This window comes from Streptomyces sp. NPDC034670, assembly GCF_055574875.1.
In genome coordinates this window covers 110407-128481 of sequence record NZ_JBVITR010000010.1, presented here as the reverse complement: position 1 = coordinate 128481, position 18075 = coordinate 110407, and the positions used below count along the sequence as shown (strand labels likewise).

Below are 18075 nucleotides of genomic sequence, written 5' to 3'. Positions count from 1 at the left end.
ATGATGGGAGTTCCTTTCGGCTGTCGTGACGGTTGGGAGGGACGGCCCCGGGGCGGCGGGATGCTTGGCGGCGTTTGCCGCCCCGGCGGCCGGTCAGCGCTGGTGTGCGCCGTTGACGAGCGAGCGCAGGACCACGGCGGCGACGGCCACGGACACGGCCGAGACGGCGACCGCCGCCAGGAGCGCGGTGAGCACGATCCCGACGACGACCACGGCGGCGACGGCGCCGACGCCAAGGCCCACGTACGGGGCGACCGGGCGACCGGCCGAGGGAGCCGGAGCCTGCGTCTGCTGAGGCGTGACGGGCAGCGTCGGCAGAGTCGGGACGTCGGGCAGTTTGGGACGGAACACGGCAGATCTCCTTGTCACTCGTGGGTGCCGTTGACGACGTCGACCCCGGAACGGGTGCCGGACTCGATGGCGGGGGCGAGGAAGGTGTGCGAGAGCCAGAAGCCGAAGAGCGCGATCACGACGGCGACCCAGAGCCGGACGCCGAGGAACTTGATCGCGGCCCAGGCGATGACGCCCAGGACGAAGACGAGCGGCAGCGAGACGGTCACGGAAGCTCCCTCAGCGGACGCGGCAGCGGTGGGTACGGGCGGCCAGTTCGGCGGCGGCGCGGCTGTCGTAGTCCGTGGCGAAGCCGCAGCGCGGGGCCGTGCAGGCGGCGGTGTGCTTCTCGCGGCCCCGGCCGTCGTAGTAGGTGGCAACCTGCACGGGGCCGATGCGGACGACGCGGCGGAAGCGGCGGTTGGTGGTCATCAGGGGGTCTCCTTCGGGTCTTCGCCGGTGAAGTCGGTGACGTGCTCGGCCAGCCAGCGCAAGATCTCGTCGCCCTCGTACTCGTCGGCGGCGAGGATCACGGGCTCGGCGATGAGCACGGCTTCGGTGAGGCGGTTCTGTCGGGTCAGCTCGGCGGCGCGCTTCAGCGCGCGGAGCGTGGACGGTCGCACGGGGAAAGTCCTCCGGGTCAGGTCAGGTGGGTGGAGAGGGCTTCGGCCAGCGGCAGCGGGACGCCGAGCCGGGCGCGAAGGGTCGAGGTGTCGATGGGGGTGCCGGTCCGGGTGCGGTGTTCGTCGGCGACCTTGCGCGCGAGCGTGATGAGTGCCGGCGGGACCGGGGGCGTGGAGAGCGGAGCCGGTTCCGGCTCCGCAGCGGGCAACTCGGGCGCAGACGCAGGTGCTTCGGGTGTGATGGCCTTCGAGGCCGACTCGCGTTCCCTCGTCAAGGTGCCCGCGGTTGCTCCGTGGGCGAGCAGCGTCCCGCCGAGGAAGGCGATCGCGGGCCATCCGGCGACGAGGATGCGCAGCCAGTCCGGTACGTCGTTCAGGTCGAGGAGTCCGGCCGTGGCGATGTTGGCACCGAGCGAGGCGGTCAGTGCGATGAGGAACCAGCACCACCCGGCCGCTTTCGCCTCACCGGAGCGCAGCCGCCGCCAGGCCGCGACCAGCAGCAGGTCGACGGAGACCGGGTAGGCCCACGCCTTCCAGCCGCCCTGCCCGGCGGCCAGCGCCAGATCATGCAGGTGGGCGAAGGACAGCGCGGCGGCGATCAGTGCTTGGACGAGTACGGCGTCGATGCGGACGGGCAGGACACGCACGGCGCAGCTCCTTCCGGTTCCGGGCATGGAGGGGTAGGGACGTGGCACGGGGCGGCCGTGCCGGCCGTGGGAGTGGGTGCGCTTATTCAGTGACCGGGCGGGCCGTGGCTACGGGCCTGGACGCCTCTACCGGCACCGGCGGAACGTGCGGCCGGAAGGGGTCGAGCGCCGGTACGTCGGGGGCGAGGTGAGCCGTCGCGCGGCAGGTGGCCGCGGCGTCGGCGAGGGAGAGGTAGGGAGTGCGGATGCGGGACCAGCCGCCGGAGGTGTCGCCGACAACGGCCAGGCCGGGCAGCTCGGCGGCGATGGCACAGGCCGCGCCGACGGCCTCAGGGGCGATGTCGCCGAGCGCCATCTTCGCCGAGGCTTCGTCGTTCACGCGGTGGCAGACGCGGCCGGTGAGCTGAGCACGGAGCATGGTCGCGCCCTTGCCCAGCTCGGCGCCGAAGCGCTGCCCGCAGACTTCGAGATAGATGCCGGCGGCCCGGCCGAGCTGGGCGAGCCGGATGAGCTGGGTGACCATCTCGTCCCGCCGTTCCTCCTCCTTCCGCGTGGCGACGAGGAAGACTTCGGCTACCTCGTCGATGAACAGCACGATTGGGGCCGGGCGTTCGTCCTCCGGCAGGCCCCAGACGTCCGAGGTGATCAGTTCTTCCGGGGTGCCGGGCGCGATGCCCTGCCGGGCCTTGATCAGGTCGTACCGGTCCTCCATTTCCCTCACGAGCGCGGGAAGCAGCTCGGCCGCCTGGTCCGGGTCGGTCGCCAGGGCGGAGAGCCGGGGTGCGAAGGGCGCCAGCTCGACCCCGCGCTTGCAGTCGATGCCGACCAGGGCCACCGGCTGAGCGGCGAGCCCGGTCAGCAGGTTCCGCAGGTACATGGACTTGCCCGAGAGCGTGGCGCCGAGCACCAGCTCATGCGGCACGGCCCGGTAGTCCCGCACGAACGCGGTCGCGTCCTCCCGTAACGCCACCGGGATCCGAAGCGGTCCGCCGTCCAGCCGCCGGGGCATCCGCACCTTCCGCAGCACGTCGAAGCCGACGAGTCGCAGTTCGACGACGCCCGGCTTGACGTCCCGCACGTGGACGGCGTGGACGCCCCAGGCGTGCCGGAGGCGTTCGGCGGAGGCCGCCACGTCGGCCGGCTCCTGTCCCGGAGCCAGCCGCAGCCGCATGCGCAGGCCGGTCGCGGTCGGGCGGATGACGCCCCGACGAGGAGGCACCGGCCGGACCTCACGACGGGTGGCCGCCCGGACGGCCAGCGCCCGCCACCGGGGCGGTTCGACGGTCAGGCCGCAGGCGTCCATGGTCGAGGAGTACGAGGCCAGTAGCCGGGCCACCGAGAGCGGCAGCCCGACCGTGGACCAGTACGCCGCCGGGTGGGCGTGCCGGGCGTACGCGGCGCCGCCTATCGCAGCAAGTGAACCGCCCAGCTCGGCCCACGTCACCAGGTCCATCACGGCGATCAGCCCGCCTGGGTCATCGGCAAGGCACCCGGGGCGACGGCGGTCGCCCGGTAGGAGATGCCGTGCCGCTCCCGGCCGTTGAAGACGCTCTGCCACGGCCGCGCCATCAGACCCGGCAGCGAGACCGGGGCACCGACCGTCAGGCCCTCGGTCACGCCGCTCTCCGGGACGGTGACCTGGATCAGCGACGACTCGCCCTCGTCGATGTAGACGACGCCGACGGTCATCAGCGCCTCACCGGTCACCGCGTCCTTGGCGATCTCACCGGTCTGCCGGTCGCGCACCTTCGGTGCCGGAGCCTCGGTGAGCAGGATCGTGGCGGTCGAGGCGTCAACGCGGATCACACGCACAGGGATTGCTCCTTCTGAGAGTCGATCAACCTGCCAACCTGACAGGTTGACTTAGCAAGTTCGAAGCTAGGGATGCCAGGTTGACTTGTCAAGCTGCTATCGCGGGAGTCTTGCTCAGGCGAGGGTCAGTTCAGACGGTAGGTGTCTTCGAGTTCCTGCCGGTCAGCAGGCAGGAGCACGTCAGCGACCTGCAAGGCTCGGCCGGAGGCGTCACACGCGATGACCAGGACGCTCAGCACGGGGACGCCGTCCGGCAGATCCAGCAGCTCGACTTCACGGGCTTCGGGCAGCCGAGCGGAGACCCGCTCGGTCACGTGGTCGAAGCGGACTTTCTTCCGCGCTTCGAGGTGTTCACGGGGACTACCGCTCAAGGGCTCACCGGCCCCCAGCTCAGTACCTTCCACCAGGCCGGCGGGGAAGTACGACGAGACCAGCTCGGCAGCTTCGCCGTCCTCTTCGACCAGGAAGCGGCGCATGAGGACTTCGGCCCTCTTCGGCAGACCGAGCGCGGAGGCGACCCGAGCCGGGACAGGCACGTGCCCGACTTCGATCAGCCGGCCCGCGCCCTGCGACTCGTCGCGCTCCAGCGCCTCACGCCCCCGCCGGTCCTTCTGCTCGACGACTTCCGGGCGGCCCCGGACGATCGTGCCGTACCCCTGCCGGGACTCGAGCCAGCCGTCCCGCTTCAGCAGGTCCAGGGCTCGGACGACGGTCGGGCGGGACATCCCGAAGGCCTGCACCAACTGGTTCTCGCTCGGTACGCGGGTGCCGGGCGCGTACGTGCCGTCCTCGATGCGCCGCTGAAGCGTCTGCGCGAGGCGCACGTACTTCGGTGGCTCCACTTCATACGCCATGAACGCCGCCTGTCGGGATTGGCCAAGTCAACTGGTCAACCAGCCTAGCGACAGATTCAAGGTGGCAGTAGAAGAGGTGGGCTATCCCATCACGCCGGCCAGGCATCGGCGACCACGAAGGAGACGACCGTTCCACCGAAGCAGCTGGGCCCGGAGCGCCAGGAGTCAGCGATGGAGTCGACCAGGAGCAGCCCCCGCCCGTGGGCGTCGTCCGCCTCCGGGTGCCGCAGCCGCACGCTCGCCGGGAAGCCCGGGTTGTGCACGTCGACGCGGAGCGAGGTTCCTTCGCGGTACCACTCGACCCGCACCACCCACGAGTCGTCCGACCTCCCGTAGCGGATGGCGTTGGTCACCAGCTCCGAAATCATCAGTGTGCAGTCGTCGATCGAGCAGGCCGGGTTGTAGGGAGCGATGAACTTCCGGAACCAGCGCCGGGCGCGGGGAACGGATTCGGGCTCCGGATGCAAGGTCATCGCTCCGAGTCGCGGTGAGTCCTCACAAGGGTGACGGTCGATCGTGTAGGCCATGCGTGCTCACTCCTTGCCGCTGCCGTCGCAGTCGAGGCAGCGCCGCTTCGACGTGGCACGGCTGCGGTCGTTGGCCGTGGAGAGCGCCAGCGCTGTTCGGGAGCCGACGCGCTTCCAACCGCGCCCCCGACACCCCCGGCAAGCTAACCGCGCATCCTGCACCGGCCGCCGACTCGTCACGTCGTGCCCCCTTCTCCTCAAGTGGCCTTAGCCACTTTCTGGATAGTGGCATTAGCCACTTCGGAGGTGCAAGCGGTTCGCCGGAACTGGCGAGTCGTCGTCAGGTGAGCGGGTAGCCCTGTTCGAACGCCCAGCGGTGCGGCGGGTAGGTGGCTTCGGCGAACTCCAGAGGGCGGTCCTGGAGGTCGAAGACGACGTGATGGACGATGAGAACCGCGGACCCCGGCTCCAACCGCAGGTCGGCCGCTTCCTCGTCCGTGGCGGCCCGAGCGCACATACGGTCCTCGGCATAGCTGCCTTGACGCCCGGTCATCCGCTCGACGTACATGAGCGTCCCTTCCCGGATCCGCTCGGGATCCGTGAGCTTGGGCGCCCGCTGGCCGACGTCCGCGGCGAACCACGAAGTGGACAAGTTGATCGGACCGTCCTGGTTGTTCGTCACCCGCCGGCGGTGCACGGCTCGGCGATCCTTCACCAACCCCAGGGCCTCGGCGACGTAGTCCGGAGCCTCCAGCCAGCCGGCCGAGGTGATCACCGCGTACTCACCGGGCGTGTAGATCTTCCCGGTCTGCCGGGCGCGCCCGTACAACTCCCTTGCTCGCCGGTTCACTTCCAGGCTGCGCACGTACGTCCCCGAGCCCTGGCGCTTCTCGACCAGGCCCTGATGGCTCAGCGCCTCCAACGACCGCGCGGCCGTGGGCCGGGACACCTTCCAGTCCGCAGCGAGCTGCCGTTCCGAGGGAACCTCGTCCCCCGGCCGCAGGTCACCCCGAAGGATCTGGTCACGGATGTAGTGGGCGATCTGGAGATACTTCGGTTGAGCCTCTTCGATCTGCGGCATCTCCCCTCCCTTCCTCGTCCAAGTGGCTATGGCCTTTGGCCACTATAGGGTGAGTGGCCAACCCGTGAACCCGTACTCTGAGCGCATGACGCGGTTGATCGTCGCAGCAGGAGGAGGGGGCGACGCAGTCGCCGCCGCCATGCTTCACGCCGCCCTCTACGGCGACGAGGACCAGGCGGTGATCCTCACGTACGCCTGGGACCGCCTCCTGATCGACCCCCTCCCGGGACCACGAGGAGCCGACAGCTTCACGGGACTCGAACCCGTCACCCAGTCCGTCCGGTCGGTGCCGGCCGAGGCCCAGCCGATCGCCCCGGCGGGCTCCACCCTCCCCCGACTCGCGGCAGAGCTCCCGCACACGTTGGCCCTGCTCGACCCGCACCACGGCGCCGAGGGCATCACCCGCCAACTCGAAGAGCTGGTGTCCCACCTGGCGCCGGCCTCGATCGATCTGCTCGACGTCGGCGGCGACATCCTCGCCCAGGGCGACGAACCCACCCTCAAGAGCCCACTCGCCGACGCCCTCACCCTCGCCGCCTGCTGCCAGGTCAACGCTCCGATCCGTCTCCTGGTCGCAGGCCCCGGACTGGACGGCGAGATCCCCGCCGACGACCTGCGCCCCCTGCTCGGCACCCTCGTCCACACCTTCACGGCCGAGGACGTGGAGACGATCGGCAGCGTCCTGGAGTGGCACCCCTCAGAGGCCACCGCCATGCTCGCCGCAACCGCCCGAGGAGCCCGCGGCATCTGCGAGGTGCGCGACGCCCGCCTTCCCGTCCCCCTCACCGACGAAGGACCCACGGTCCACGAAGTCGACCTGGACGACGCGGTGAGCCGCAACAGCCTGGCCCGCGCCATCATGACGACCGCCGCCCTGGACGAGGCCGAGGCATACAGCCGCGAGATCTGCGGCTTCTCGGAAATCGACTACGAGCGCAACAAGGCAGCATGGCTCACTGAGCGGCCACCGACGAACCTGGACCCCGACGACGTACTGTCCCGGCTCGACCAGTTCCAGAGCGAGGCCCGAACCCGCGGAGTCACCCACACGACGTTCCGCCACCTCACCGAGGCCCTGAACCTCAGCGGATCTCACAGGGACGCCCTGCGCCAGCTGCTCATCAGCAGCCGCCCGGAGCAGTACGCAGCTCCCCTGTGGCACATCCCATCCGACGACTGAGTTACAACCTTCTTCACGGGTTCAAGCACCCGTCGTCGCTTCGCTCCTCCGGGCGGGCGCGGGCGGCCGGCGGCGCCCGCGCTCATGTCTCCGCCCCGCTTGGCACCGCCGGCCGCCCGCTCCCGCCCAAGGGGCAGGCACACGGTGCATGAGGTCAGAACACGTCGTGGCTGGGGCGGTCGGCTCCACGGCTTTAGGCAGCCACTTTGGGGCGAGCCTCTAAGATCATGGCCCCAACGTCGTGCTTTAACGGGCAGGTCCACAGACTGCCCGACGCGCCGCAAGCTTACGGGGCCATGATCACTCGCCCCAAAGCAGCTCCAGCCCAAAGCCGCTACACCGACCTAGTCGGCATAGCTTCCGCGCGTTTTAGCATCGGCCACCCAACACGACTGTTAAGCCGCTACCCTGCCTCCATGACTGAACGTACTTGGCGCGGATACTGGTGGGAAGCTGCAACACCGGAAGCAAAGATACCCGGTATTCTGCACTGTAACGAAGAAGGCGAAGTCAGGCTGGAACTTGTCGGCGGCTTCGATATCACGATCCGACAACCGCTACCCAGCGGAAATGGATACTCAGTAAGCAGCGACAGGCGCGACGTCCCATTGATTCATGGACTCTCAGGAAGTGAGAAGTTCACACTGCTGGACAACAGTTGCGTTCACAGTAGTGGCCTTGGATTCTTCGATGGTGACATTACCAAGCAGGATTGGACCTCCATTCGCACCCTACGCGGAGTGCACCTAGAGAGTCTCGACGCTCCAATATTTGTTCGCGCTCATCTTAGGCTTGAGCGGCTACTGCATTGGTCGAGTCAGTCCGCCTTCCGGCTTTCCATGGAAATGAGGGAAGGGGAACTTCCTCGATCGAAGCGAGTGGAAAGGGTGGAAGTAGAACCCGTAACGGTGAGGCACAACGACCTTGAAGTGTCACTGCGCCTACTTACAAGGGATTTTCAATATGAAGATCAGATAGTGTCGAATGAAAGATCCATTTCAGGGAGGGAGTCGGCAGTACTTACCTTCACACCACCACGTCTCGTCTCCTGTAAATACTTCGATGAGGTCGAGAAGGACATGCAGGACCTGCTCACCCTCAGCGCCTACGAACCTTGCGGCGCACTAAGCAGAACGCTCACTTATATGAGATCTGACGGCGAACCTAAAGAAGTCGAGGTAATCGGCCGCCAGATCTATCGGACACCGAGCCAAAAAAAGCGAAATAGAGACACCGAAATTCTGTTCAGTCTCGCTGACGTTAATTTCGCAGAAATCATTCCCGCATGGCTCAACTTGAAGCAGAAGGCCCGCACGGGGTGCAATATCTTGTTCGGTCTCAGGTATATCGAGAAAGGGTACGTCGGAACTCGCCTCCTAGGGGTCGCTACAGCAGCAGAGAGTATTCACGCGGCTCTCCGTTCGGCCAGCACCCCTCTCACTAAACAGCAATATAGGCAACTCAAGGATAAGCTTCTTGCAGCCATATCCGACGAGCCCAAGCATCTGGTTGACTTCGTCAATAAGGGCCTACATAACAACCCTACGTACAATGAGCGTATGCTCGAGCTCGCTTCAATACCTGACGATAAAGCGGTCGATGCTCTTCTAGGGAATCGTGAGCAGTGGGCCAAGGCGCTAAAGAAAGCCAGGAACGATCTAGCGCACGCGAATGAAAGATCCTCTGAAAGTGACGAAATCTCCCAGGCTTTCCTGCTTATGGAAGTCACCTACGCCTTGCTCTGTCTAGTTCTGATGTCAGAGTTGGGAGTTGGTCAGGAGGTTCAACGGCGAGCGGTTGAGATGAATTCAAGGATTAGTCACATCAGCCGTCAATTCAAGAAGGAAGTGTCAGCTCTTTCACAGTGACGAGCCAGCGTAGGCGCCTGGGTAGGACAGGGACGTGTGAGTGCCCTCCCGGGCCGTCCCCGGGCCGTGGAAGGGCGCTCAATAATGACCAATCCTGACAATCACCGACAGCTAAGTCGCAGGTCGCAGCGTTGATCGATTGCACGGCCGCAGGTCAGAGATCCCGCCGATCACTTGTGGCTGCTAGCGCCACCATGCTGCACAAGCTACTGACGGCTGCGGTATGAAGCTGTGAGGACGGAGGCCCGGTCAGAGAAGCCATGCCTGAAGCCCTACCAGCCGTACGGCTCAAGCTGGAGCTTGGCGGGGCCGGCGGACCGGCCGCACTACTCCCTTGTTGCCCGAGCGGGCGGCAGGAGGCGCTAACCAAGCAGCGTCCCTGCAACTGTGCGCCGGGGAGGTGGTCTTGCGCCCCTGAGCCTAAGAACCTACCGTCGGGACCCCTGGAGGGCGCAACTTCATTGGGGGAGAGTGCACGTGGACTTCAGTTCATTAGTGCGAGAGTTGGGAACTCCTGCCAACCTCATTGTGAACTCTGAGCCAGAACTCGCGGAAGAAGTCGAAAGGGAAGCCCGCGAGAGAATTGGCCCCAAACGCGGAGCTTCCTATTTGTACCGGAAGCCGGTGTACCCAATAGAACCCTCCCTGTTTAACGGGATCGTATCCAGTCCGGCAGAAGTGCTACGCGAATTGGGGTTGGCGACCACCTTCGTTACAGCTTCGCCGTTTGCAGATATAGCCCGCCACTGGGCTCACGTGCGTTACTGTGCAACCCTGGCTAGTAATCAAAAAAGAATCCTGGCTCTAACTAAGAGCGGCTCTGATGTCGTTCACCATCACAAGGTAGCTCAATCTGAGCAATTGGGCATCGGTTTGGCCCTAGTGGTCGCCAAGCGGATACTTGAGCGAAAATATCCCGGTTGGCTATTCTCCAGCGTAGACGTAGATGTGGCCCTGCATGCGGGTTTCATTGACGGAGTAGGGCCGGTCCGGCAGAAGAATAAGGCAACAATGCGCCCGGACTACTTCTTGGTCGGGCAGCGCGCTGGAGGTGGAACCTCGGGCTGTAAAGTATATGCACTAGAATGTAAAGGGACTCACGGAAGCGCGTATCACGCCAGACAGCAACTGGCCACCGCCTCTTTGCAGGTAGGTTCTATCGAATTGGGCTCGCGAACTTTGCCGAGTCTTATAGTGGCCTCCCGTCTCTCTATGGCGGGAATATCGGTAAACGTGTTTGATCCGCCTGGCGATGACGATCTATGGGCTGGCGAGTATGGGCAATTCGATGAGCTGGTATCACAGGATCCAGGGCCACAGCAGTGGACATCCGGCAAGCCAACCTTTGAGCAATTTATGGCACGACGAAGAGAGCTCTCCGGCATAGAGGGCGAGCCTGACGAGGAGGAGTTACGATCCGCCCGTGCTGATTATGAAGCAAACGTGAATGATCTGCCAGTCGTTTTCCGGATACCAGAGGACGGCAAAAAATGGCTGTTCCGCATCCTTGCGAGGAATGCCGCTCATTCCATCCTGAGATTCGCTGGAGATAACAGCTCGGCTTCGCAGTTCGCTATCACGAGAGCCAGTGAGTACGAACGCCTCCCGATAGATGGTTTGACTCCCGACTGGCAAGACTTCACGGTAAGTTCCGAATCCAGAATTCGCTCGCATAAGTTCATCGGTGTTGAGTATTCGATGCCACTCCCCGATGGTGCATCTCTTGAAATATTTAGAGGTGTCGAGAAGGGGATGTATGAAAGTCTTCGTGAGGGAAAAATCAGTTCCTACCTGAGACGAGCTGATCGACTACGCGACTCTTGGCAAGTCGTCCCGGATGGAGCGGCCGGGAATCACATCGCACATCATGCGGTCTCGGTCGGGAACGACGGGACCGGCCTGCGAGTTCGCGTGGTCCGGCGATCCACAAGCTAACCAACGGAGCGCGCTATAGTTCACGTGCTGATCAAGAGAAGGATGCGTGTGACGGCGCGCGCCACAGCCGTGCCACATAGCGCGGTCAACCGCGGTCAACGACGGTTCGCCCCAGTCAAGATGCGCCGAGGGCCTATGCATCCGCCATGTGGAACCGTGGCAAGCCCGGTGAGTGTGAAGACGCTCCTGAGTGCGTGACCAGGTAACTCATGATGGCCGTCCGTCTCAGTTTCCGTCTCATTCAGTCCCGTTCACGGCGGTTCAAACGGGACCAGGAGCCAGGTGCAGCCAACGAGCTGGCCTCCCATGAACGCAGGTGAACGCCCCTGACGCGGGCCCCGAGCCCACCAACACAGTTGGAAAGAGTGCGCGTACTGATTCAAGCCATGCCACCTGTTTCGAGCCCAACCGCTCACGGGCCTACCTAGGATGCCGAGCGTGAAGGTTCTGGAGATCATGCGACGGATCAAAGGCTTCAGCACGCCGCTCGGCGGTGTGGACTGGGACCTGCCGCTCCCCCAGCGGGACGTCGCCGAGAAGGTCGTCGTCTACCTGGAGGACCGCAGAGTCCTCACGATGTCGCGTGCCGTTATGCACGCAGTCGAGGAGCCAGACCACTGCGTCGCATCGGTGCTGCAGATCAGGGAGACGTTGACCCAGATCCTGATGGAGCCTGACACCGGAGACGACCTCGCAGAGAACCTCAAGGCGATGCGAGCCGCTTGCCGGCGGTTCCTAGACGCCGTAGGTCCCAACCACTCGGGGCATGTTCGCGGACGCTTCCAGAGCGCCACGTTCGGTGCGGCGCTTGGTGAGCTACGCGCGGTTTTCGGTATTCAGCTTGGTGTCATCGCTGCCCGCTACAAGCTTGAGCTTTCGGAGGAGCTGGCGGCCATCCTTCCCGCCCCTGACACCGATGACGAGTAGGTGCCGACGACGTCGCGACGTGCACCACTACCGCACCAGATACGGCGGGGAGCAGCGGGGAACCACGGTGAAGGAGACCCAGTCCGGAGTGGCCGCGCCTTAGCCGTTCGCCCAGGTCAGCGGTCGAGTCAGCCGCAAATGACCGCAGCTTCCCAAGCTGAGAGCGCGAGTTCGATTCTCGTCACCCGCTCCACCAAGAAGGCCCAGGTCAGAGACCTGGGCCTTTCTGCTGTTCATGGTGATCACTCGCCGCGTGCCAGATTCGCGCCAGACCGCTTCCTGACGGTCATCCGGGCCACCTTCCTGGGCCTTCCGGACGGTGACGTCAAGGCCGATGGTGCTCCTTCTTTCGCTCTTCACCGTCCGGAGACCTGATGTCAGAGGCATGCGGCAGAGTGCCGGAGAACGACACCAGCCCCGGAACCAGGGGCAAGCGAGAAGCCTCCCTCCGAATCGTCTGCCGCGTCCCCGAGCCCACGGCCCCCAAGGAGGCTTGGGAACAGTAAGGCTTCGGCCACCGGGATCCGTCAGCCCTCATCCCCGAAGGGCCAAGGACGGGAGAGCCGATCCGGAGGGTTGTCGGCCAGGTCCTCAACAGGTACGTGAGCGTCGTAAATGACAGTCGCCTCAAGCGACGGTGTACTCCGCATCGCCGAAATCTGCGATCACGCGCAGCCGGCCACCAAGTGCTTCCACATAAGCCCGGAGCGTCGCCACCTCGGCCCGGTCCAGCTCGCCGTGCTCGATCGCGGAGACGCGAGGAGCAGAGACTCCCATGGACGCGGCGACCTGGCGCTGGGTCAACGCCTGTTCACGCCGGACCTCTGCCAGCCTGTGGGCGCGCACCTCGGCGGTCAGCCTGTCCATGGACGCCTGTTTTTCCTGAGCCGAACGCACCGGCAGTCCAGCGGCCTCGCGCCGCTCACGCGCCTTGCGCTTGGTCTCCTCCCAGCTGACTGTGCTCATTCGTACTCCCTGGTCTCAAGATCGGTCACATGCACCTGGTAGCGCTCCTCGGCGATCGGGATGTTGACGTCGTACCAACGACGCCAGTTTCCGGCCTTGTCGCCAGCCACCAGCAACACGGCCCGTCGCACTGGATCGAAAGCGAAGAGGATCCGGATCTCACTGCTCCCGGACGAGCCCGGCCTCAGCTCCTTCAAGTGATGGCTGTCGGCACCCTTGATCCGGTCGACCAGCGGACGACCCAGCGTCGGACCTGTGACCGCCAGCATGTCGACGGCGTCTTCCACCTGCTCGGCGCTGTCCCAGTCCTCCTCCGCCAGCGCTTCGAACCATGCCGCGACCTCGGCGACGAGGACCACTTCTCATTGAGCCACGACCCCTATGTTAATGCAAGCGTTAACACGAGCTGTGCTGAAGAGACCGGTGCCCCAGACGGCGCGGCACGAGGGCAGACTGTCTCACCGCATCCGCCACACCCCGCGAACGGTTCCAGCCTCGGCCCGGCAGCAACTTCCCGGGACGGCTCCGAGCCGGCCGCGCCGCCGGTACCTGCTGACGGACTCGTGTCCGGAGACCGCCCCGCATCGCATGGCAGCCGAGCACCCACCCTGTGCGGTTGTAATGACCCTTCCCGAGTCACTCTTGTGGTGCGCACGGTCGTCGGTGTGGTGCTTCGCTCGCTGACGCCTACGGGATCGTCCAGCCCGGCGGCGGCCTCCCCGCCGCTCCTCGTCGGAGAGCCGGTGGATCACCATCGCCTTCTCGGCGGACCGGTCGGAGCCACCGGAAACACAGGTGGTGCCCTGCCGGAGGGACTGCGCGCACGCGGTGTCGGGCCGCTCGGAGGACTCACCCGTGATGCCGCACGGGTCGCCTCCCCCGAAGGGGCCGGGGCCGTGGAGGACGACTGCGCGGAGCCGATGTCGTGGAAACCCGGGCTGGACGGGGCGTGCTCGCTGTTCCCCGCGTCGCGCCCGGGCTCGGACGCCTGCATCGACGATCCCGCGACCGATGCAGTTCGCCTCGAACGCCCTGACGTGGGTGGCGGCCGTCCGCGGCCACGGGACCGCTCGCGCGCCGTACGCGGACATCGCACTGCCGACCATGCGCTCCGCGGACGTCGCGGGCGTCTTCGGGCCTCCCGAAGTGCGTGACGAACGGGTTGCCCTGGTGGCGCCCTGGTCGGTGACGGCAGGCAGCGGTCGCGGCGGACGAACGCTCTGGTGATCCACAAGTCGGCCTGATTGTTAGCCTGTCGGGCGCACGGCGATCGAGTGAACGGGGGGCGAGAAGGCATGACGGAGCCTGTCGCGGAGCGGTACGGGAACGACGGCGGGGCCGGGCAGCCGGCCGGGATGCGGCTGAATCAGTACCCGGCGGACCCGGGAGGCGCGCCCGGTCCCGTGACCGGCGGCCGAAGGGACCTGGCGTCCACCCCCGCGCAGAAGAAGGCCGCGGCCAGGGCCATCGAGGAGCACCTCGAGCCCGACACCCGCAAGGCCGGCGACCGGGCCGACGAGGAGACCGGCGCCGCGGTCAGGGCCTTCGCCGCCAAGGACGGCCACGGGTGGGTCACCTCCGCGGCGCTGCAGAAGGCGCACCAGACCTGGGGCGAGCAGGTGCGGCACCTGATGAACCGCCTGGGCTCCGAGAAGGAGGCCCTGCGCAGCACCGGCCTCCTGTTCCAGGGCACCGACTTCGGTGTCGGGCAGGGGATCCGCCGGTCGTCCAGCCTGGACGGCTACTGAGCCGCCCGCCGCCGACTTTTCACGCCGACGCGCACCACGGGGGACGCATGCCGACGTACCACGAGATCATGACGACCGACCTGGCCACGCTCACCACGGCGGCCGACGCCTGGGACGACATGGCCAAGGAGTTCAGCAAGCAGGAGAAGGCCTATAGGCGGGACGTGCACGGCATATCCATGGGCCGGACCTGGCTGGGCCTGAGCGCGGACGCCGCCAACCGCCGCTTCGACACCACCCTCAAGGAGTACCGGAACGCCCAGACCGAGGCGAAGGCCATCGCCTCCCTGCTGCGGGACGCCCACACCCAGTTCGCCGACCTGCGCGGCAGGCTCGGGGCCGCCCGCCAGGACGCCGTCGACGCCGGCATGAGGGTGTCCGACCAGGGCGTCGTCGCCTACGACACCGCCCGGCTCGACGAGGGCACCCGCACCGCCTACCGCCACGACCCCGACTTCCAGGAGAGCGTCCGCAAGAGCGTCCGCTCCTGGCAGGACCGCATCGACCGGCTCGTCGAGGACGTCACCGACGCCGACAAGGGCGTCGAGATCGCCTTCCGGGCCGTCGTTGTCGACTCCGACCTCACCGACGGCACCGCCAACGGCTTCAACGGCCGGGCACAGGGCGACATCGAGAAGTACGAGGCCGAGAACGCCGAGGACATCGCCACCCGCCTCGCGGGAGGCGAGAAGGTGTCCGCCGCCGAACTCGCCGAACTCGACCGCGCCTTCCGGGACAATGGCAAGAGCAAAGAATTCACGCAGACCCTCCTCAGCGGCCTGGGCGCTTCGAGGACCATCGAGCTCACCAACCGGCTCAGCACACTCAGCCACGGCGGCAAGGACGGGAAAACGTTCGCGGGCCTTCAGGAGGGCTTGGCCAACTCCCTGGCGACAGCGACGAAGGATCCCGGCTCCGCTTTCTACAAGAAGTTCCTCACCGACATGCGGAGAGTCGGTGTCCAGAGGTTCGACCTCGACGTCGCCGCCGAGAAGATCCCGGTCGGTGTCGGACACGGCCAGCAAGTGCGCGGCTACCAGAGCCTGGTCACTCTGATGCAGGAGGGCGACGGGTACTCCGGGCAGTTCCTCGAGGACCTGGCCACCGACATCCGAGCCGTCGAGGACGAGAAGCAGGGCGGGGACCCCGACGTATGGGACCTCAGTGGCCGCTTCGACGGAGACGACGGCTGGTTCGCCAATGACCCGCTCGACGGTGTGCTGGGCATCATGGCCAAGGACCCCGCTACGGCCACCGGTTACCTCGACCCGGGCCCCGACGGAAAGAACGACAACCTCACGTACCTGCTCACGGAGCGGGACTGGAACCATGTCGACACCACCCGCTGGCAGGGCAAGGTCCAGGTGACGGGTGAGGACACCTTCGACCAGGACGTACGGGCAGGACTGGGGCTCGCGCTGGCTGCAGGCGCCACGGGCAACGTGGCGGGAGCCGACGGCACCGAGCTCGGCCGCCACACGGCCGCACAGGCCCGCGTCATGCACGGCACGGTCAACCTCCTGGACTACGGACACATCGACGGCACGTTCGGTGAGGACAAGAAGGAGCCGCGCACCGGGAAGGCCGACGAACTGCTGGCCGGTGACGAGTACGCCGCCTTGCGCGCGCCCCTCTCCCAGGCGCTCGCCGACTACTCACCGGATGTCGTGGAGACCATCAACGGCGACGCCCCGGGTGGTCGCGCCGGCAAGGCGGACGCCTACGAGAACGGCGACGATTCCCGGATCCAGAACAGCCGCAGCAGCCTGATACGCATGATGCGTGGCGTATCGGAAGCAGACGACATCCAGAACTTCGAGCGCATTTATCATGCGCAGCAGGGTTACATGTCCGAGCAACTGATGAGCAAGGACTTTCCGAACGCCACCGCCGCCCTGAACGAGGCCCGCAAATACGGCGAAGTCACCGGCGCCCTCAATGCCGTGGGCGGTGACGTGAAGATGGACGTACACGACGACAGGATTTCCGAAGCGACCGATACGCGGTTCTACGGCTACCACATCGGCGGTGGCCTGATCACCAATATTCCGATGGTGGGGGACATGTCCCAACGCCTGGTGGACATCTCCCTCAACAACTGGCTGGCGGGAGTGCAGGCAGAAGAGGGTTCCCTGGCAAAGGAGGAGTTGAACCGGAGCAACGACGTGGCGCAGGACAGCATCGACCGCTACTTCGACAAGTGGGGCGAGGAACGAAGCCTGGCCCCGGAGATCGCCGAGGACGCCGCCGGCGAGGCCCAGCAGAGCTATATTTCCGGGCGGCAGACCGCGTACGAAGCTTTGCGGTCCCGCTGAATCCACGTCCGAGACAAGGAACCGATACACACATGACCCCCAGCCCGCGCAGGAAGAAAGCACTTCTCATCACTGCGGGAACACTGGTTTCCGTCGGTGCCCTTGTCTCGGCCCACGTGTGGCAGAACACGAATGTGATGGGGTCGGCATCGTTCTGCGGCCAGCGGGTGGGTGCCGCGGACGCGCAGGCTGCCCTGGATTCCTCGGGCCGGGTCTTGGAAGGGCGCCTGCAAAGCTCCTCCGGCAAGCCGGAGTTCACCTGCGTGATCGAGCGCACCAGTCGCCTCCCCGGGCACGAGGACCAGCAGGTCACTTTGAGGACCGCGAGCGAGCACGGGCCCTTCCCGTACACCACTCAGGTGTGGAAGAACCCCGGCGCACGTTCCTACTTCAAGGGCGGGACGAACGGCGCCGTGACGCCCACCGGGGGTTACGTCGTCCTGCCGAAGTCGTGCTGGAGCAAGGTGGGCGGCATACAGGGAGCCCGCATCGTCCCGCCCGGCGACGACGGCGTGTCCGCCGTCGAGGCCACCGTGACGAAGGGCCGGGCCGACCCGGAAGGGCTGGCCCGGCTCCTGACCCGTGCAGCGCGGGAGGTCGCCGCGGACGCCGGATGCGCCACCCCTGCGCTGGAGGAGTCACCGGAACTCGCCGCACCTGACGACGTGCGCACGACGGACGTCGGGAAGGTGTGCGGGCTGCCGGGCTTCTCCTTGCCCGGCGACGCCGTGATCACCGGTGTCGCCGAACCCGGTCAGGAGCAGGTCAGCAAGGACGCGAAGGACGTGTGGGCGTGCGATCTGGCCCTGGCCGGCAGCGCCGGGGCCGCCGTCTCCTTCGCCGCGACCTCGGACCGGGACATGGTCGATGCGGCCCTTCAGGACACTCGTGGTTTCCGCGAACTGCCGGACGGTCACGGTGTCGCTTCCTTCGACCAAGCCGTTCTGCACTGCGCCGATGGCGACGTGTACTTCGCCCTTCACTGGAACAGCGAGTACACCGGCGCCCTTTCGGACAGGCATGACCGGGTCTCGAAGGTGCGAGGGAACACGTTCGCCGCCTTCCTCGCCTCCGCCGCCGATCTGTATTCCTGCCCCGACGTCACGCTTACGGAAAGCTGAGAGGACGGGACCGCGGGGAGAGGGCGCCGTCACGTTGTCGTGTGTGAGTTCCTGACGACGAGCCGGGTCGGCGGGGCGGGCCCCGGCCCTGGGCTCGGGCCGCGGCAGGCGCGGCGAGTACGTGGCCGGGGCGTGTCCCGGAAGCCGGTGGACGCGGGCTCCGACTCCGTCGGCCGGCCCCGTGGGAGTCGTGCTTCTTGT

The 18075-nt window shown here is 66.2% G+C and carries 21 protein-coding genes; 9 read left to right on the top strand and 12 right to left on the bottom strand.

The window, feature by feature from the left end; translation table 11 throughout:
* Nucleotides 1-93: 93 nt before the first annotated feature.
* The 10 genes from ACZ56B_RS10540 to ACZ56B_RS10495 all read right to left on the bottom strand — a co-directional run bounded on the left by ACZ56B_RS10540 (nt 94) and on the right by ACZ56B_RS10495 (nt 5814).
* A complete protein-coding gene (locus tag ACZ56B_RS10540) occupies nt 94-351 on the bottom strand; it encodes a SpdD protein (RefSeq protein ID WP_468788326.1) in 258 nt (85 codons plus the stop codon).
* Nucleotides 352-365: 14 nt separating this feature from the next.
* The gene (locus tag ACZ56B_RS10535; protein WP_023588145.1) at nt 366-560 is read right to left on the bottom strand and encodes a hypothetical protein; all 195 of its coding nucleotides are present in this window, start codon (nt 558-560) and stop codon (nt 366-368) included.
* A gap of 10 nt (nt 561-570) precedes the next feature.
* A complete protein-coding gene (locus ACZ56B_RS10530; RefSeq protein ID WP_282879458.1) occupies nt 571-762 on the bottom strand; it encodes a mobile element transfer protein in 192 nt (63 codons plus the stop codon).
* Entirely contained in the window at nt 762-953 is a 192-nt protein-coding gene (locus tag ACZ56B_RS10525) for a hypothetical protein (RefSeq protein ID WP_004985516.1), read from the bottom strand. The genes ACZ56B_RS10530 and ACZ56B_RS10525 overlap by 1 nt, the downstream gene beginning before the upstream one ends.
* Before the next feature lie 17 nt (nt 954-970).
* Nucleotides 971-1600 carry a DUF2637 domain-containing protein gene (locus ACZ56B_RS10520; RefSeq protein WP_468788324.1) on the bottom strand — a complete coding sequence of 210 codons (630 nt, stop codon included), beginning with the start codon at nt 1598-1600 and terminating at the stop codon, nt 971-973.
* Between the two features lie 82 nt (nt 1601-1682).
* Nucleotides 1683-3056 carry an FtsK/SpoIIIE domain-containing protein gene (locus tag ACZ56B_RS10515; protein WP_468788322.1) on the bottom strand — a complete coding sequence of 458 codons (1374 nt, stop codon included), beginning with the start codon at nt 3054-3056 and terminating at the stop codon, nt 1683-1685.
* A gap of 5 nt (nt 3057-3061) precedes the next feature.
* The gene (locus tag ACZ56B_RS10510; protein ID WP_203350946.1) at nt 3062-3412 is read right to left on the bottom strand and encodes an SCO3933 family regulatory protein; all 351 of its coding nucleotides are present in this window, start codon (nt 3410-3412) and stop codon (nt 3062-3064) included.
* 125 nt (nt 3413-3537) lie between these two features.
* Nucleotides 3538-4266 (bottom strand): GntR family transcriptional regulator, encoded by a 729-nt coding sequence (locus tag ACZ56B_RS10505; RefSeq protein WP_468788320.1) that lies wholly within the window; start codon nt 4264-4266, stop codon nt 3538-3540.
* Between the two features lie 89 nt (nt 4267-4355).
* Nucleotides 4356-4793, bottom strand: coding sequence for an ATP-binding protein (locus ACZ56B_RS10500; RefSeq protein ID WP_188183413.1), 438 nt, complete (start codon nt 4791-4793; stop codon nt 4356-4358).
* Nucleotides 4794-5073: 280 nt separating this feature from the next.
* Nucleotides 5074-5814 carry a GntR family transcriptional regulator gene (locus ACZ56B_RS10495; protein ID WP_468788318.1) on the bottom strand — a complete coding sequence of 247 codons (741 nt, stop codon included), beginning with the start codon at nt 5812-5814 and terminating at the stop codon, nt 5074-5076.
* A gap of 85 nt (nt 5815-5899) precedes the next feature.
* Between ACZ56B_RS10495 and ACZ56B_RS10490 the strand changes: the two genes are divergently transcribed.
* From ACZ56B_RS10490 to ACZ56B_RS10470, 5 genes are all read left to right on the top strand, one after another.
* Nucleotides 5900-6994: a DUF1152 domain-containing protein gene (locus ACZ56B_RS10490; protein WP_442650721.1), complete on the top strand. Its 1095-nt coding sequence runs from the start codon at nt 5900-5902 to the stop codon at nt 6992-6994.
* A gap of 416 nt (nt 6995-7410) precedes the next feature.
* On the top strand, nt 7411-8862 hold the full coding sequence (locus ACZ56B_RS10485; RefSeq protein WP_468788316.1) for an ApeA N-terminal domain 1-containing protein: 1452 nt from the start codon (nt 7411-7413) through the stop codon (nt 8860-8862).
* 477 nt (nt 8863-9339) lie between these two features.
* Nucleotides 9340-10797: a hypothetical protein gene (locus ACZ56B_RS10480; RefSeq protein WP_468788314.1), complete on the top strand. Its 1458-nt coding sequence runs from the start codon at nt 9340-9342 to the stop codon at nt 10795-10797.
* Nucleotides 10798-11235: 438 nt separating this feature from the next.
* Entirely contained in the window at nt 11236-11724 is a 489-nt protein-coding gene (locus ACZ56B_RS10475) for a DUF6650 family protein (protein WP_176154797.1), read from the top strand.
* 138 nt (nt 11725-11862) lie between these two features.
* Nucleotides 11863-12099, top strand: coding sequence for a hypothetical protein (locus tag ACZ56B_RS10470; RefSeq protein ID WP_468788312.1), 237 nt, complete (start codon nt 11863-11865; stop codon nt 12097-12099).
* Between the two features lie 252 nt (nt 12100-12351).
* Here ACZ56B_RS10470 and ACZ56B_RS10465 read toward each other — a convergent pair whose 3' ends face one another.
* Both ACZ56B_RS10465 and ACZ56B_RS10460 read right to left on the bottom strand, forming a co-directional pair.
* On the bottom strand, nt 12352-12690 hold the full coding sequence (locus tag ACZ56B_RS10465) for an XRE family transcriptional regulator (RefSeq protein ID WP_225627202.1): 339 nt from the start codon (nt 12688-12690) through the stop codon (nt 12352-12354).
* Nucleotides 12687-13049, bottom strand: coding sequence for a type II toxin-antitoxin system RelE/ParE family toxin (locus ACZ56B_RS10460; protein WP_468788310.1), 363 nt, complete (start codon nt 13047-13049; stop codon nt 12687-12689). The genes ACZ56B_RS10465 and ACZ56B_RS10460 overlap by 4 nt, the downstream gene beginning before the upstream one ends.
* A 652-nt stretch (nt 13050-13701) precedes the next feature.
* Between ACZ56B_RS10460 and ACZ56B_RS10455 the strand changes: the two genes are divergently transcribed.
* From ACZ56B_RS10455 to ACZ56B_RS10440, 4 genes are all read left to right on the top strand, one after another.
* Nucleotides 13702-13917, top strand: coding sequence for a hypothetical protein (locus ACZ56B_RS10455; RefSeq protein WP_468788308.1), 216 nt, complete (start codon nt 13702-13704; stop codon nt 13915-13917).
* Nucleotides 13918-13985: 68 nt separating this feature from the next.
* A complete protein-coding gene (locus ACZ56B_RS10450) occupies nt 13986-14438 on the top strand; it encodes a hypothetical protein (RefSeq protein WP_468788306.1) in 453 nt (150 codons plus the stop codon).
* Between the two features lie 47 nt (nt 14439-14485).
* Nucleotides 14486-16753, top strand: a complete 2268-nt coding sequence (locus ACZ56B_RS10445) for a DUF6571 family protein (RefSeq protein WP_468788304.1) — start codon at nt 14486-14488, stop codon at nt 16751-16753.
* A gap of 32 nt (nt 16754-16785) precedes the next feature.
* On the top strand, nt 16786-17874 hold the full coding sequence (locus tag ACZ56B_RS10440; protein ID WP_468788302.1) for a hypothetical protein: 1089 nt from the start codon (nt 16786-16788) through the stop codon (nt 17872-17874).
* The last annotated feature ends 201 nt before the right edge of the window (nt 17875-18075 follow it).

Coding starts and splice junctions, on each gene's coding strand:
- ACZ56B_RS10530 (WP_282879458.1), bottom strand. CDS start 762: ATGACCACCAACCGCCGCTTCCGCCGCGTCGTCCGCATCGGCCCCGTG.
- ACZ56B_RS10505 (WP_468788320.1), bottom strand. CDS start 4,266: ATGGCGTATGAAGTGGAGCCACCGAAGTACGTGCGCCTCGCGCAGACG.
- ACZ56B_RS10500 (WP_188183413.1), bottom strand. CDS start 4,793: ATGGCCTACACGATCGACCGTCACCCTTGTGAGGACTCACCGCGACTC.
- ACZ56B_RS10495 (WP_468788318.1), bottom strand. CDS start 5,814: ATGCCGCAGATCGAAGAGGCTCAACCGAAGTATCTCCAGATCGCCCAC.
- ACZ56B_RS10490 (WP_442650721.1), top strand. CDS start 5,900: ATGACGCGGTTGATCGTCGCAGCAGGAGGAGGGGGCGACGCAGTCGCC.
- ACZ56B_RS10485 (WP_468788316.1), top strand. CDS start 7,411: ATGACTGAACGTACTTGGCGCGGATACTGGTGGGAAGCTGCAACACCG.
- ACZ56B_RS10470 (WP_468788312.1), top strand. CDS start 11,863: ATGACCGCAGCTTCCCAAGCTGAGAGCGCGAGTTCGATTCTCGTCACC.
- ACZ56B_RS10465 (WP_225627202.1), bottom strand. CDS start 12,690: ATGAGCACAGTCAGCTGGGAGGAGACCAAGCGCAAGGCGCGTGAGCGG.
- ACZ56B_RS10455 (WP_468788308.1), top strand. CDS start 13,702: ATGCAGTTCGCCTCGAACGCCCTGACGTGGGTGGCGGCCGTCCGCGGC.
- ACZ56B_RS10450 (WP_468788306.1), top strand. CDS start 13,986: ATGACGGAGCCTGTCGCGGAGCGGTACGGGAACGACGGCGGGGCCGGG.
- ACZ56B_RS10445 (WP_468788304.1), top strand. CDS start 14,486: ATGCCGACGTACCACGAGATCATGACGACCGACCTGGCCACGCTCACC.
- ACZ56B_RS10440 (WP_468788302.1), top strand. CDS start 16,786: ATGACCCCCAGCCCGCGCAGGAAGAAAGCACTTCTCATCACTGCGGGA.